The 14,533-nt window shown below is 72.7% G+C and carries 12 protein-coding genes; 4 read left to right on the top strand and 8 right to left on the bottom strand.

All coding sequences use genetic code 11. From position 1 onward, the window contains the following. Window positions 1–280: 280 nt before the first annotated feature. The 4 genes from AMK24_RS34580 (at window position 281) to AMK24_RS05470 (ending at window position 5,441) form a co-directional block, all read left to right on the top strand. Window positions 281–2,716 (top strand): hypothetical protein, encoded by a 2,436-nt coding sequence (locus AMK24_RS34580; protein ID WP_073765456.1) that lies wholly within the window; start codon window positions 281–283, stop codon window positions 2,714–2,716. 241 nt (window positions 2,717–2,957) lie between these two features. Continuing rightward, window positions 2,958–3,461 carry a SigE family RNA polymerase sigma factor gene (locus tag AMK24_RS05480; protein WP_073765454.1) on the top strand — a complete coding sequence of 168 codons (504 nt, stop codon included), beginning with the start codon at window positions 2,958–2,960 and terminating at the stop codon, window positions 3,459–3,461. Next, the gene (locus AMK24_RS05475) at window positions 3,454–3,999 is read left to right on the top strand and encodes a hypothetical protein (protein ID WP_073765452.1); all 546 of its coding nucleotides are present in this window, start codon (window positions 3,454–3,456) and stop codon (window positions 3,997–3,999) included. The genes AMK24_RS05480 and AMK24_RS05475 overlap by 8 nt, the downstream gene beginning before the upstream one ends. A gap of 122 nt (window positions 4,000–4,121) precedes the next feature. Further along, the gene (locus AMK24_RS05470) at window positions 4,122–5,441 is read left to right on the top strand and encodes a mannosyltransferase family protein (protein ID WP_073765450.1); all 1,320 of its coding nucleotides are present in this window, start codon (window positions 4,122–4,124) and stop codon (window positions 5,439–5,441) included. A gap of 334 nt (window positions 5,442–5,775) precedes the next feature. Here the strand turns inward: AMK24_RS05470 and AMK24_RS05465 are convergent, their stop codons facing one another. The 8 genes from AMK24_RS05465 to AMK24_RS05430 form a co-directional block, all read right to left on the bottom strand. Next, on the bottom strand, window positions 5,776–6,267 hold the full coding sequence (locus tag AMK24_RS05465) for a hypothetical protein (RefSeq protein ID WP_073765448.1): 492 nt from the start codon (window positions 6,265–6,267) through the stop codon (window positions 5,776–5,778). Beyond that, entirely contained in the window at window positions 6,264–7,406 is a 1,143-nt protein-coding gene (locus tag AMK24_RS05460) for a hypothetical protein (RefSeq protein WP_073765446.1), read from the bottom strand. The genes AMK24_RS05465 and AMK24_RS05460 overlap by 4 nt, the downstream gene beginning before the upstream one ends. Beyond that, window positions 7,406–7,831, bottom strand: coding sequence for a hypothetical protein (locus tag AMK24_RS05455; protein ID WP_073765444.1), 426 nt, complete (start codon window positions 7,829–7,831; stop codon window positions 7,406–7,408). Before AMK24_RS05455 ends, AMK24_RS05460 begins: the two co-directional genes overlap by 1 nt. A 106-nt stretch (window positions 7,832–7,937) precedes the next feature. After that, the gene (locus AMK24_RS05450) at window positions 7,938–8,552 is read right to left on the bottom strand and encodes a DUF417 family protein (protein ID WP_073765442.1); all 615 of its coding nucleotides are present in this window, start codon (window positions 8,550–8,552) and stop codon (window positions 7,938–7,940) included. A gap of 884 nt (window positions 8,553–9,436) precedes the next feature. After that, window positions 9,437–10,861, bottom strand: a complete 1,425-nt coding sequence (locus tag AMK24_RS05445) for a GH1 family beta-glucosidase (protein WP_073765440.1) — start codon at window positions 10,859–10,861, stop codon at window positions 9,437–9,439. Between the two features lie 277 nt (window positions 10,862–11,138). Then, the gene (locus tag AMK24_RS05440) at window positions 11,139–12,053 is read right to left on the bottom strand and encodes a carbohydrate ABC transporter permease (RefSeq protein ID WP_073765438.1); all 915 of its coding nucleotides are present in this window, start codon (window positions 12,051–12,053) and stop codon (window positions 11,139–11,141) included. Then, entirely contained in the window at window positions 12,050–13,030 is a 981-nt protein-coding gene (locus AMK24_RS05435; protein ID WP_073765436.1) for a carbohydrate ABC transporter permease, read from the bottom strand. The genes AMK24_RS05440 and AMK24_RS05435 overlap by 4 nt, the downstream gene beginning before the upstream one ends. Before the next feature lie 168 nt (window positions 13,031–13,198). Continuing rightward, window positions 13,199–14,503 carry an ABC transporter substrate-binding protein gene (locus AMK24_RS05430; RefSeq protein ID WP_073765434.1) on the bottom strand — a complete coding sequence of 435 codons (1,305 nt, stop codon included), beginning with the start codon at window positions 14,501–14,503 and terminating at the stop codon, window positions 13,199–13,201. Window positions 14,504–14,533: the final 30 nt, after the last annotated feature.

The raw sequence follows: 14,533 nt of genomic DNA, 5'->3' as shown, positions 1-14,533 counted from the left end.
TGACTATTCGGCTTCCGCGCTCTCCCCTGTCAGCAGGTGTTCCCTTCGCTTCCCGCAGGCGGTGCATTCCGGCCGTTCCGGGTCCTGGCTCCAGCCGGGGTATCCCACCGGTTTCGTCCCGGGCGCGGTGGAGAGGTGGCTCTGGCAGTGTGTGGACGACGCGGGGGGAGCGGGCGACGTGGAGGACGCGGACGGGGTGGAGGACGCGGGGGGGCCGAGGCCCGGGCCCGCGGATGCCGGGAGTACAGCGAGTACGGCAGGTACGGCGGGCGCGGAAGGCGTGGGGGCCCGGGACTTCGGGGGCGGCGCGGGCGCGGAGTTGTCGGCCCGGTTCGCCGCGGAGGTCGACTGGTCGAAGGTGGTCGACCCCTACACCTCCGAACGGTACGGGCCGGATCTGCTGGAACGGCTCTGGTCGCCCGACCGGCGGACGGCCGACGACGCCCATGACGCCCTCCACTTCGCCTGCTGCGGCCACGGCGGTTCGGTACGGCCCGCGGCGTTCGAGGTGCTCACGTTCCTCGTCGAGGCCGTACGGGATCCGGCCGTGAAGGTGCGGCCCCAGCTCCTGTCCACGCTCGCCGACCTCGCCCGCGCGGGGAACGGAGCCCGTACGGTGGCGCCCGATCCGAAGCCCGGCGGGTGGCGGCCCCCCGCCCCCGCGGCCTGGCCGGCGGTGTGGGAGCGGGCGGTCGACGCGCTGCTGCCGGGGCTCGCGGACGACGCCGAAGACGTACGGGCCGGGACGGTGACCGTACTCGCCCAGGCCGCCCTCCGGGCGGACGAGGTCGTCGACCGCTTCCGGGCCCGCTTCGAGGACGAACCCGAACGGGCGGTGGCCGAACGCCTCGTGCTGGGCGTGGGCGAACTGGCCGCCCGCGCCGAGACCCGGCGCGATGAGGCCGTCGCCTGGCTGCGGCAGCGGGCGAGCGACCCGGGAAAGGGCGAGGAACCCGACCTCGACGAGGACATCGACGCGTGGATCGCGTGGACCGAACACCACGGGCACGACGTCCGGCTGTCCGCGATCGCCGCGCTGCGCCGTGCCCTTCCCGGCCGCCCCGACTCGGCGGACGCCCGTACCGCCGCCGATGTCCTGCTCAGGCCGTCGCCCGCCGATGCCGCTCGCTACCGGGGGGACCGCGCGCTGTACGTCGCCCACGTCACCGATGCCGACGCGGGGTTCGGACGCGACCTGCCGGGGCGGCTCGCCTTCGCACGACAGCTGCTGCGCCACGAGACCGCCGCCCACCACGAGGGCGGCCTGCGGGTCGCGGCGGCGCTGATGTCCCGGTGGCGGTCAGCCGTTCCCGAACTCCTTCCGGAGGTAGCGGAGTTCGTCGACCACGCGGATGCCGTGAACCGGGCCTTCGCGCTGCGGGTCCTCGCCATGTGCGGGGTTGCGGCGCGCCCGTGGGCCGACCGGGTGGCGGCGCACCTGGCGGTGGACGACGAACCCCACGAGCCAGCGCGGCGGCACGCGCTGTGGGCGCTGGGCCGGATGGGGGACGATCGGTGCGTCGGGCCGTTGGCAGCCGGGCTGCTGTCGGGCCGGGCCACGGGGTTCGCGTCGTGGGCCCCCTCCGTCTCCACCTGCGCCTGGGAGGTGAGCGATCTCAACTACCCGGAGGCGCTGGGCGGGTTCGCCGACCGCGTGGAGACGCTTCTGGGGCCCCTGCTGGCGCGGGCCCGGGCCGCGTCGTCGTTCGAGCGGGGCGCGTACTACGCGATCCTGCGACGGTGGCACGAGAAGGGCGGCCCCGTCGTCGAGCGTCTGACCCGACTGCTGGACGAGGACGAGACGTTGGTCGAAGCGGCACAGGCCCTGCGGATGCTGGGCGCCGGCCCGGTCGCGGCCGCCCACCGCGACCGGTTGCGGGAGAGCCTGGGCCCGCCCCGGTTCTGGCCGGACGTCACGCGGGTCGATCCGTTCGTCCACTTCGCCCTGACCGGTGACGGCGAACCCTTGCTGGCCCTGCTGCGCTCCCCCGGGGAGAGCCGGTTCCCCGAACTGAGCGCCGAGGCCACCGACCGGGACCGCGTCCGCGCCTGCGCCGCGCTGGGACCGCTCGCGTCCGGATCGGCGGACTGGCTGCGCGGACTGTTCCGGGAGGCCCTTCGCGAGAAACCCCGCAGTCCCTCCTCCGCCCCGAAGGACGCCGTGGAGAGGGCGCGGGCCCTGTGGCGGGTGACCGGCGACGCGGAGGAGGTCGTTCCGGCGCTCATGGAGTTGACCGCCGACAGTGCGCGGAAGGCTCACACGACGCCGGGAGGCGTCCAGCCGCTGCTCCTGCTCGCCGAGGTCGCCGCCACCCATCCGCCCGTGGCCGGCCGGGTGGCGCGGCGGCTGTACGCCACCGCCCGGGCGCGCATCGAGGGCGGCTGCCGCTCCGAGGCGCTGGAAATCCTCCGGGCCCTGTGGAAGCTCACGCGGGACGGGCGGCGGACCGCCCCGGCCCTGGTCGAGCTGGTGCGGATCTGCCCGCCGGGCGGCTACCCGCCCACGATCGTCGAGCCCCTGGAACTCCTCGCCGAGGTCGCCGCCGCCGACCCGCGGTGCGCGGCGGACGCGGCCCCGCGGGTGCGGCGCCTGCTCGACGCCGATGAGCGTCCCGTCGGCCACGGCCAGTGGCGCGCCGTCCTCAGCGACGAGGCGGTGCTCGCGGCGGTGCGGACGGTCGTGGACGCGGCGCGGGAGGCGGGGGCGCAGAGGTAGCGGCCGGGCGGCAGAGCGGCCGGGCGGTCGGGCGGTCGGGCGGCGGGGCGGCGGGGTGGCGGGGCGGTCGTACCGGCAGGGGGAGAAGCCCGGGCTTCCCGGCGCGGGCGGGGCGCCCGGGGCCCGCACCGGCCTTTCGGCCGCTGTGACGGCCGTCACCCGGATTCCCCGGTGGGTAGTGTCGACCGGATGACCGGCGGCGGGCGTATACCCGGTGAAGCGAAAGACCCGGGAGCGATTGGTGACCGTCGAGGAGTTCGAAGAGTTCTACGCCCAGGCGGTCGCGCGTCTCACAGGCCAGCTGTACGTGATGACCGGCGACCTCCAGGAGGCGCAGGACGTCGTGCAGGAAGCGTTCGTCAAGGCGTGGGTCCGGCGCGCTCGGCTGGAGCGTGAGGGGCAGCCCGAGGCGTGGATCCGTACGGTCGCCTGGCGGCTCGCGGTGAGCCGCTGGCGGTTCCGGCGGCGCTCGGCGGACGCGTGGGGCCGGGGGAGCGGGCCGTTCGCGGAGCACGTCGCACCGCCGGGCCCGGACCATGTGGCACTGGTCGCCGCGCTCCGGGAACTGCCCGCCCAGCAGCGGCGGACGCTGACCCTGCACTACCTGTGCGACCTCACGGTCGAGCAGATCGCGGGGGAGACCGGGCTTTCCACCAGCACGATCAAGACGCATCTGGTCCGCGGCCGGGTGGCGCTCGCGCATCGGCTGGGAGACCCCCGCATCGAGGAGGCACGTGATGTCTGAACGGCGGGATCCGTTGCGGTCCCTGTTCCGGGAAGCCGGTGAGTTCGGGCAGGTCCGCGCCGACCCGGACGACGCGTCGAGGATCGCCCAGCGCGGCATGCGCGCCCGGCGCCGGCGGATGGCCGCGGTCGCGGTGGGCGTCTGCCTCGTCGTCGGCGGGGGCGGTGCGACGGCGGTGGGCATGCTGCCGGTACGGCCGGAAGCGGTCGCCCCGGCCACGGACCCGTCCCCCGGCCATCCGCCGCCCGTACCGCCCCATCTCCGGCTGTCGACCGATCCGCCCTCCCCGCCGTCACCGGCCACGACCCTGCCGGGAGGCACGGGAGGCACGGGAGGCACGGGAGGCACCGGGGCGGAGGACCCGTCCGGCCGTCCCACGCGGACGAGTACGGGCATGAGCGCGACCGGGACGCCGCGGACACCGCCGACCGCCACGGCCCCGACGACGGCTCCGGCGACCCGTGCGGCTTCCGCGACGGCTTCCGCGACGACGGACGGGACGGAGTCGGCGAAGGACGGGGCGGAGTCGATGCCCTGACCCCGGGCGAAGAGACAGCCCGTTCCCTCCGCCGTCCTTCCCGCGCCCCGGCGGCTCCCCCGGGAGACCCCGTACGCCCATGCCCCGGCGCCTCCGCGAGGCGCGCCCGAAAGGTGCCTGAGTTGACCACGCTTTCCCCCGGTCCGCAGCCGTCAGCTGCTCTCCCGGCGACCCCCGAGCCCCGCACCTCCGTGCGCTCCGGGCGTCGGGGCCCCGCCGTACCGCCGGAACGCCGGGGGTCCGACGACGACCCCGGGCCCATACCCGGGCCCCCGGGGGGACGGTTCCGCCGGGCGGCGGCGCGGGTGACCCCTGCCGACCGCGCCGTGCTCGGGCTCTACCTCCTGACCCGAATATCCCTGGGGATCACGGCCCACCTGGCCCGTTGGCTGTTCCCCGCCCGGTCCGGCGCCCGGGAGACGGCCCCGGTACTGGCCCCCTTCCAGCAGTGGGACGCGAACCACTACCTCCACCTGGCGCGCGACGGTTACTTCCCGGCGGGCACGGGCCCCTGGACGGAAGGCTGGGACAACCGGGAGGCGTTCTTCCCCGGTTACCCCCTCACCCTCCGGGCCGTGCACACGGTCGTGCCGGACTGGACGGCGGCCGGACTGCTCATCTCGTTCGTCGCGGGGGCCGTCGCGGTCGTGGCCCTGGCCCGTATCGCCCGGGCGTGCCTGCCGGCGGAGGCGGCGGGCTCCCGCACAGCGGTTCTCTTCCTCCTCTCCCCGTGTGCGGTGTTCCTGGCGGCGGGTTACACGGAGGCGCTGTTCCTGGCGTTCGCGCTGCCCGCCTGGCTGGCGGCGATGAGGCACCGGTGGGCGCTCGCCGCCGTACTGACCACGCTGGGGACGACGGTGCGGATCAGCGGCCTGTTCCTCGCGGCGGCCATCGGGCTGCTGTTCATCCTGACGGCGGTGCGTGAGCGGGAGGGCCGGCGGAGTTGGCGGGCGGTGGGCTGGACGCTGCTTCCGGCGCTGCCCCCGGCCGCGTACAGCTGGTACCTGCACGCGCACACCGGCGACTGGATGGCCTGGAAGCACGCGCAGGAACGCGGCTGGTACCGAACGTTCCACACGCCCTGGGAGGCGTGGGCGAACACGTGGACCGGGGCGTTCGGCCAGACCCAGACGACCGGCTACGCGCTGATGTTCCAGGCGGAGTTGGCGGCGATGGTGGTGGGGATCGCACTGGCGGCCGTACTCCTGTACCGGCGCCGCTGGCCCGAGGCGGTGTACGTGGTCCTCAGCCTGTGGGCGCTCGGCACCTCGTACTGGTACACGTCCATCCCGCGCGCGACGCTGCTGTGGTGGCCGCTGTGGATCGGCCTGGCGGCGCTGAGCCTGCGCCACCCGTGGTTCAGGACGGCGTACCTGTGCGTGGCGACCCCCGTGACGACGCTGGTATCGCTGACGTTCCTGACGGGGAGATGGGCGGGATGAGGCGCGGACGGCCCGCGCGGGGGCACGACCTCTTGCCGTACGCCCCAGCCCTTCAGGCCCGGGCCGGGGCGACCCCCGCTTGTGCGGGGACCACCACCTGGTGGACCGGGCGCTGCGCGGCCACCCGGGAACACCCCCGCCTGCCCGGGGACCACCCCCTGCCAGAGCGCGCGCAACTGCTCCGGTGTGTCGTCGGCGGCCGGTGCGTCATCCCCTGTCCACCGGTTGCCGATTGCCGATTGCCGGTATCCGGGGGGTGAGGCGAAGCGGGTGTTGCCCGTACCGTTGCGCGGGACCGAGGGAGCACCGCGGCGGTGTCGGTACTACCTCATCCTCATCCCCTCTCTCGTTCCAGTTCGTACACCCGGCACACATCCGGGTCGCCGAGCCTGGCGAACAGCATCGGCGGCGCGTCCCCCTCGCCCTTGCCGACTTCCAACTGCTGCAAGGGCGGCCCCGGTCGTCCGGTCTCGCGGTTCTCGAAGCTCAGGCGGACACGGCCGGGCTCACCGGGGGCGCTCACCACCGACCACGTCCCCGTGCCGTCGAAGGAGGGGGCGTCCTCCGCGAGGATGCCCGCCCCGTTCCCCGCCGGCCAGTCGCGGGCCGTGAACGTGACGGTCGTGCCGCCGGTGTTCGTCAGGGTGAGCCGTGACCCGTGGGGGCCGGCATACGTGCCGTACAGGTCCATCTGGCTGACCTCGTCCAGGGCGGGTGGTCCGCAGCGGGCCGCCTCGGTGCAGCCGGTGGTGAGGGGGAGGGAGCACGCCGCCAGGGCGGTTGCCGCGAAGAGGCGGCGGCGGGCCGTCCGCCGGACGCGGTTCACGACGTCTTCCCGGGGATGCGTTCGGTCCAGGTGACCGTCTGGCTGACCGCACTGGTCATCGGGCCGTCGGCGATCTCCGCGTACTTCAGCCAGTCGTAGTAGCCGATGTAGTGCAGCGCCGATTCCGAACTGGTGGTGTTGTTCAGCGTGTACTCGACCACCAGCGAACCGTCCGGATCCGTGCCCCGCACGACGTAGTCGACGTTGTACGAGCCCATGAACGCCTCGCCCAGGTGGTCGGGGTCGTTGGTGACGATGGCCGGCAGGTCCTCGGTGAGCAGCTTCTTCCCCGCGGCGACCTTGCCGGACGCGGAGATGGAGAAGGCGGCCTGCCCCTCCTTGTCGCCGGTCGCCTCCCACTGCTCGACGGTCTGTTTCCGGATGTCCTGCATGCTCTCCATGGACTGCATCAGGTCGGCCATCCGGTCGCCGTTGGTGAAGTCCTTGTGGCGGGGTCCGATGCCGGTGACGTAGTCCAGCCCCAGTCCGTAGGGGCTGTCGTCCTTGGCCTCGGGGTAGGGGTCCTTCCCCGACAGGGCGCGGTGGTACGCGTTGTACTCGTCGACGCTGATCCGGTCGGTCGTGTCGATCGAACTGTGCCGGGGGCCGGTGTTGAACCACGCGCCGAGGCCCACGTCCGCCATGAGCGCCATGGAGAGGCTCTGGTCCGCCGTGATGCCCCGGCGGACGATCCCGTTGATCTCCTCCTGGGCCAGTTCGGCGTAGCGGGCGCTGTAGACGCGCTGGCCCATGGGGATGTGCTGCTCGGCCGTGATGTATCCGGAGACCCTGCCCGAGGCGTCCACAGCCAGCCCCTGGTCCCGGGTCCGCCGCACCGCGTCCTTCAGATCGCGTCGGATGACCTTGAGGTCGGCCACCGCGTCGTCGATGACGCCTGCCAGCGCCTTGGCCACCTTGTTCGCGGCGGCCAGCTGGCGGGCGATGTCGTCGATCAGCGACCAGGCGTGCGGGGCCGCCGCGCCTTCCCAATACCCTTTGTCCCGCAGCGGTTTGAGGACTTCGTCCATCATCCGCTTCGGCAGCTTCTCCGTACGGGTGTGGGTGTTCTGCCATGCGTCGGCGAGGCCGTCCAGCACCGAGAGGTCGGTGTCGAGCAGTTCACGGTAGAAGGCGGGCATCAGCCGTAGGTCCTCAGAACGCTGAACTGCTGCTCGACGCCCTGGTTCGTCGAGGTGTACGTGTGCGACGAGGCGCGCAGGCTCTCCGCGATACGGGTCAGCCACGTCTCGGCGGCCTTCGACTGGTTCTGCCAGTTCTTCAACGAGGTCCGCAGAGCCGCCGCGCTCTCCCAGCCCGCCAGCTCACGTGCGGCCTTCCCGGTCGGCTCGTCCACCGACCGGGCGGGCTTGTGGAAGTCGTCGAAGATCCGGTCGGCCGCACCCGCCGCCTTGGTGAGGACGCCTTCCGCGATGACGAGCCGGGGCCCGAAGCCCGGAGGAGGCGCCCCCAGCGGCGGCGGGTCCAGCGGGCCGCGCGCACCGGGCGGCAGAGGCGCGTAGGGCAGTGGTTCGTCGCCGCTTCCGGCGGCCGATTCCCTGGTCATGTGTGAGGTTCTCTTTCATCCGTCAGGACGCCCCCGTAGGCGGATCCTTCCCACAGGCTAAGGGGGCGGACGAGACGGCCGCGGCTCCCGGGTCGCGTCCGGGGGCTCAGCCCGCCCCCTCCCGGCCGGCCTCGCGAGCGGTCCTGCCGCTCCACTCGTGCGCGGCCACCACCAGGCACACCGCGACCAGGACCACGTTCTTGACGACGTACTGCCCCTCCATCGTCGGGGCGGGCGAGTGGGGTTGCCACATGGCGTCGGGGAGGAGGAGCAGCGTCGAGAACACGCCGCCCATGTGGAGGAAGAACGCGATCAGGGCGGGGAGCAGCAGACGTCGGCCGATGATCAGGCCGATGCCGATGGCCGTCTCCAATGCCGCGAGCGAGAGCAGCAGTACCGTCTCCGGCACCAGGCCCAGCGTCATCTTCGTCGCCGCGTCCACGGCCAGTTGTTCCGCGGGGCTCGCCGAGGGGAACAGCTTCAGGACGCCGAAGCCGACGAAGACGAGGCCCACCGTCATCCTCAGCAGCGCGTGTGCGTGGGTGTTGACGTGGTCGGCCAGCCGCTGGAGCGCTCGGGCGCCGGTCGCCGCCGCTGTGATCGGCGTGCGTTCGCGGCCGGGCCCGGGGCCGGCGCCGGGCCGGTGCAGCGCGGCTTGGGGCGGGGCGTGGGGGGTCCGGCCGGGCGAGGGCAGGTTCGGCTCTGCGGTGTAGCTCCTCATGTGCGATCTCCCGCTGTGTCCGTGGGGGTGGGAAGAAGCGTGCATGGGCGGGTCCGCGGGGCCCGCCTGGTGGGGCTGTGCGGCGGAGCGACGGCTGTGCCGCTTCGGCGCGGGGGGTGCGGGCCGTGCGCGGGGTGGGCGCGGTCGGCCGGAAGAGATGGACGAGGCAGGGGCGGCCCGGGTGCGCCGCCGCCTGCCTCTCACTGCTTGGTCTAGACCATACGGGCGGGGGCGGGGAGGTCAAGAGGTGAGGAAACCCGCCACGGTCGGAGGCCATGCATTCGCGCCAAGTTGCACCGGGTGGACGGAAGTCGTGTGGTACGCGCTTGCTCGCGCCGCCCCCGCCGCCGGGTCGGCGGGGGCGGTACGCCCTCCACCTCCGTCGCCGGTGCGGACCGCTCCGCGGGACCTCGCTGATGATCAGCCCTGTTTCCCCGGTCGGCGTCCTGGACCTACCCGGATCGGGCCCGGCCGTCGGCCTGCTCGCGGTCTCTTCCGGCCATACGGGCGGACCTGGGCCGGTCGGGCCCGCCGACCGCCGACTCGCCGGACACCGCCGGGGTTTCGTCCGGCCGAAAACCGACCGGACCATTCCGGCACGAAACGCACACCGCCCGTACCGTACGCCCGGCCAGGGGGTCCGGGACACGCGAGAGGGGCGCCGGTACAGGCGGGGAGGGCCGGGCCGCGCGTGAGGGCCCGGGACACACGCGAGAGGCCCGGGACACGCGAGGGGGTCCGGGAGGCGCGGGAGGGGCCGCGGCATGCGAGAGGGTCCGGGACACGCGTCCCGGACCCTCCACGAAACCCCCCGGTTCCAGGCCGTCCCGTCCTTCAGGCCGACACCCCCGGGAGCGGCCCTCCGAACCGGCGACCTCCCCGCGTCAGCCCTCCAGGCCGCCGCGGGCGATCACATCGGCGTACCACTGGGCGCTGTCCTTCGCCGTGCGCCGCTGGGACGCGAAGTCCACGTGCACGATGCCGAACCGCTTGCTGTACCCGTACGCCCACTCGAAGTTGTCCAGCAGCGACCACAGGAAGTAGCCGCGTACGTCCGCCCCGTCCGCGATCGCCCGGTGCACCGCCGTCAGGTGCGCGTCCAGGTACGCCACCCGCTCCGGGTCGTGCACGTCGCCCTCCGGGTCCGCGTAGTCGTCGTACGCCGCCCCGTTCTCCGTCACCAGCACCGGCAGCGCCGGGAACTCGTCGCGCAGCCGGGTCAGCAGTTCGTACAGCCCGTTCGCGTCCACCGGCCAGTCCATCGCCGTGCGCGGCCCCTCCGCCGGGGTGAACGCAACGTGCTGCTCCGCGCCCGCCCACGGCGACGGCGACTCCGAGGAGCCCGCCGAAACCACGCTCGGGGAGTAGTAGTTGATGCCCAGGGAGTCGATCGGCGTCGACGTCACCTCCAGGTCGCCGTCCTGCACGAACGACCAGTCCGTCACCGCCTCCGTGTCCGCCACCAGGTCCTGCGGCAGCCTGCCGTGGAAGACCGGGTCCAGGAAGATCCGGTTCGCCACCGCGTCGATCCGGCGCACCGCGTCCCGGTCCGCGTCGGTGTCGCTCAGCGGGCGCAGGGCGTGCAGGTTCAGCGTCAGCGAGATCTCCGCCGTCTCCGGGAGGCGGTCGCGCAGCACCCTCGCCCCCGCCCCGTGCGCCAGGTTCAGGTGGTGGGCGGCGCGCAGGGCCGCCAGGTCGCTGGTGCGGCCCGGGGCGTGGACCCCGTTCCCGTACCCGAGGAACGCCGCGCACCACGGCTCGTTCAGCGTCGTCCACGTCGGCACCCGGTCGCCCAGCGCTCCCGCCACCAGGCCCGCGTACTCCGCGAACCGGTATGCCGTGTCCCGCTCCGGCCAGCCGCCCGCGTCCTCCAACTCCTGGGGCAGGTCCCAGTGGTAGAGCGTCGCGACCGGTCTGATGCCGGCCTCCAGCAGCTCGTCCACCAGACGGCGGTAGAAGTCCAGACCGCGCTCGACCGCCGGGCCCCGTCCGGTCGGCTGCACCCGGGGCCAGGAGACGGAGAACCGGTAGTCGGTGACGCCCAGTTCCTTCATCAGCCGTACGTCCTCGGGCATCCGGTGCAGGTGGTCGGCGGCGATGTCGCCGGTGTCGCCGTTGCGCACCTTGCCGGGCGTCCGGCTGAACGTGTCCCAGATCGACGGCGTACGGCCGTCCTCGGCGGCCCCGCCCTCGATCTGGTACGCGGCGGTGGCCGTGCCCCACCGGAACCCGGTCGGGAAGCGGAGCACCGTACCGGTCTCGGGAAGGGCGTCCTCGGCGGTCGCCGGGCGGGAATCGACAGCGGTCATGAGACGGACACTCCAGAGTGAGGGGAGGAGGGATGACGAGGAGAGAGCGAGGGGCGTCGAGGTGGACGCGGACTGCGGAAGGAAAGGGAGGGCGACGAGCGGAGCGGAGTGGAAGGGGGACGGGGAACGGAAGGGGGACGGGGAACGGAAGGGGAACGGGGAACAGGGAACAGGGAACGGGGAACAGGGAACAGGGAACGGGGAGCGGGAGCAGGTGGCGGCGGGCGGGAGGAGGGGGCGACGCCTCGGCCGGGCCCCCCGGGGGAAGACGCTTCCCTCAGCCCTTCACCGCGCCCTGCATGATCCCGCCGACGATCTGCCGCCCCAGCAGCCCGAACACCAGCAGCACCGGCAGGGTGCCGAGCAGCGTGCCCGCCATGATCACCGACTGGTCGTTCACGTACCCGCCGCCGAGCTGCCGCAGCGCCACCTGCACGGTGGGCTCCTGCGAGGACAGCGCGATGATCGGCCAGAAGAAGTCGTTCCACGCCGTCATGAACGTGAGCATCCCGAGCACCGCCATCCCCGGCCGCGCGATCGGGATCACGATCGACCAGAAGATGCGGGCCGTCGACGCCCCGTCCACCCGGGCCGCCTCGATCAGCTCGTCCGGCAGCGACTGCACCAGGTACTGGCGCATGAAGAAGACTCCGAACGCCGACACCAGGCCCGGCAGGATCACCGCCTGGAGCTGGTTCACCCACTGGAGTTCGGCGATCAGCATGAAGAGGGGGATCACCCCGAGCTGCGGCGGGATCATCATCGTCCCGATTGTCAGCGTCAGCAGCGCGTTGCGCCCCTTGAACCTCAGCTTGGCGAAGGCGAACCCGGCCAGGGTGCAGCACAGGACCGTGCCGAGCGTGATCGACCCCGACACGATCAGCGAGTTCAGCAGGGCCTTGCCGATGTCCGCCTCTTCGAGGACCTGCTCGAAGTTCTTGATCAGGTTCGGCCCCGGCAGCAGGCTCGGCGGCACCTTCGCCATGTCGGCGTTGGACCGGCTGGCCGTGACGATGGTCCAGTAGAACGGGAACGCGGAGATCAGCAGCGCGAAGCCGAGGATGACGTAGGAGAGCAGGCCAGCCTTCATCGTGCGGCCCGCGCCTCCTCCGCGGAGCCGCCTGCCGGGCGGCGGGCTCTGCGGAGGACCGTCCTTCTCGGGGGCGGTCGGCGGTGCGGCGAGCGCGGTCATCGGCCGGCCTCCTTGCGTGCGCGGCGGCGCACGAGCAGGGCGTTGGCCCCGACGAGCACCACGATCAGGACGAACATCACCCAGGCGATGGCGGCGGCCCGGCCCAGGTGGAAGAAGCCCCAGCCCTGCTCGTACATGTACAGGCCGAGGGTCTGGTACTGGTGCGAGATCCCGCCCGAGATCGACCCTTCGAACAGCAGGGGTTCACCGAAGAGCTGGGTCGCCCCGATGGTCGAGATGATCACGGTGAAGACGATCGTGGGGCGCAGGCCGGGAAGCGTCACGTGGATGAACTGCCGCCAGCGCGAGGCCCCGTCCATCTCCGCGGCCTCGTACAGCTCGTGCGGGATGGACTGCATGCCGGCCAGGTAGATCAGCGCGTTGTAGCCGGTCCACCGCCAGACCACGATCGACGACACCGCGATCTGCGAGGCCACGGTGCCGGTCTGCCAGTCCACCGGGTCGAAACCGACCAGCCCCAGCACGTAGTTGATCAGCCCGAAGTCCTTGCCGAAGAGCTGCGCGAAGACCAGCGTGGCGGCGGCGACGGAGGTGGCGTACGGGAGCAGGATCGCGGTCCGGACGAAGGTGCGCCCGCGCAGCTTGTAGTTGAGCAGATGGGCGAGGCCCAGCGCCATCGCGAGCTGGGGGACCGTGGAGAGCACGCCGATGGTGAACGTGTTGCGCAGCGCGGTCCAGAAGTACTCGTCGGTGAACAGCGCCGTGTAGTTGGCGATGCCCCGCCACTCCATCTCGCCGCTCGTCTGGAGCTCGACCCGGTAGAGGGAGACGAACGCGGTGTAGAGGAGCGGGAAGAGGCCGAAGGCCAGGAAGAGGGTGAAGAAAGGGGCGATGTAGGCGTACGGGGACGCCTTGCGCCAGGTGCGCCGCAGCGCGGCGGCCCGGCCGTCGTCGGGGCCGGGCCCGTTTCCGGCGGGGCCGCGGGGCCCGGCCTTCGCGGTGGCGGTGAGGGACACGGTTCGGCCCTTCGGGATCGGGGGGGGCGGGCGAGGGGGCGTTGCGGGGCGGGCGCGGGGGGTGTGACGAGGGGGGTGCGATACGGGGGCGGGGCCGGTCCGTCCCCCTCGGGCGGGGCGGACCGGCCCCGCCCGGGGTCGAGAAGGCCGGGCGGTCGTGCCGGCGGGTCAGCCGATCACGTTGTCCACGCCCTTCTTCGCCGTCTGCCACGCCTTGTCCGACGACACGCCCTTGCGCTCGACCTCGCTCAGCGCGTTCGTGATCTGCTGCATCACGTTCTGGTCGTGCACCCCCAGCACCTGCACCGGGGACGCCTTGGCCGCCTCACCGAAGATCCGGCCGATCGGGGCGCCCGAGAAATACGCGTCCGTCGCGCCCGAGATCTTCTCGATGGCGCCCGTCGAGGACGGGAAGTTGCCCTGCTTCTGGAAGACCTTCGCCTGCTGCTCGGGGGCGGTCAGCCACTCGATGAGCGCGTACGCCTCCTTCTTGTGCTTGGCCGCGCGCGGGATGGAGAGATACGAGCCGCCCCAGTTGCCCGCGCCGCCGGGCAGCTTCGCGATGTCCCACTTGCCCTTGCCCGCGTCGCCGGCCTGGCCCTTGACGTAGCCGAGCATCCAGGCGGGGCACGGGATCGTCGCGAACGAACCGGCCGCGAACGCCTGGTTCCACTGCGGGGACCACTGGTCGAGCTTGGCGCTCAGCCCCGCCTCGGCCGCCTCGACGGAGGTGTCCCAGGCCGCCTTGACCGCCGGGTTCTTCTCGTAGATCAGCTCGCCGGAGGCGTCGTAGTACCGCTCCTCCTCCTGGCCGATCATGATTCCGTAGAGCGAGCCGACGCTGTCCAGCCAGGCGCTCTTGGCGGGGGCCTTCTTCTTGTACTCCTTGCCCAGCTCCAGGTAGCCGTCCCACGTGGCCCACTTCTTCGCGAGCTCCTCGCGGTCCGTGGGCAGTCCGGCCTGCTCGAAGAGGTCGGTGCGGTAGCACATCGCCTCGGGGCCGACGTCCGTGCCGAGACCCAGGATCCTGCCGTCCTTCGTGGTCGCCGCCGACCACTTCGCCTCGGCGAACTCGCCCTTGAGCTTATCGGCCCCGAACTCCTTCAGGTCCTGGAACTTGTCCGCCTGCTGCTGGGTGACCGACGCGATGCGGCCGACCTCCACACCCTGCACGTCCGCCAGACCGCCGCCGCCCGCCAGCCGCGTCTGGAGCGACTTCCAGTAGTCCGCCTCGTCCTGGGTGTCGCTCTGCTTGATCGTGATGTCCGGGTTGAGCTTCTGGTACTCCTCGTACAGCCCGGCCTCCTTGAAGCCGAAGGACCCGAAGAGGTCCACGTTGAGCGTGACCTTTCCGCCCGCACCGCCGGAGGAGTCCGACGGGTCGCTGGATCCACAGGCGGCGAGGAGGGCCCCGGCGAGGACGACCGCGCCGAGGCGGGCGGTGGCTCTCTTGGCGGCTCGGGCGATGGGCATGGGAAGCCTCCCTTGGCTTCGGGATGAACC

The organism is Streptomyces sp. CB02366 (genome assembly GCF_001905905.1).
In the GTDB taxonomy this organism is placed as follows: Bacteria; Actinomycetota; Actinomycetes; order Streptomycetales; family Streptomycetaceae; genus Streptomyces.
This window is presented reverse-complemented; position numbering and strand designations above follow the sequence as displayed.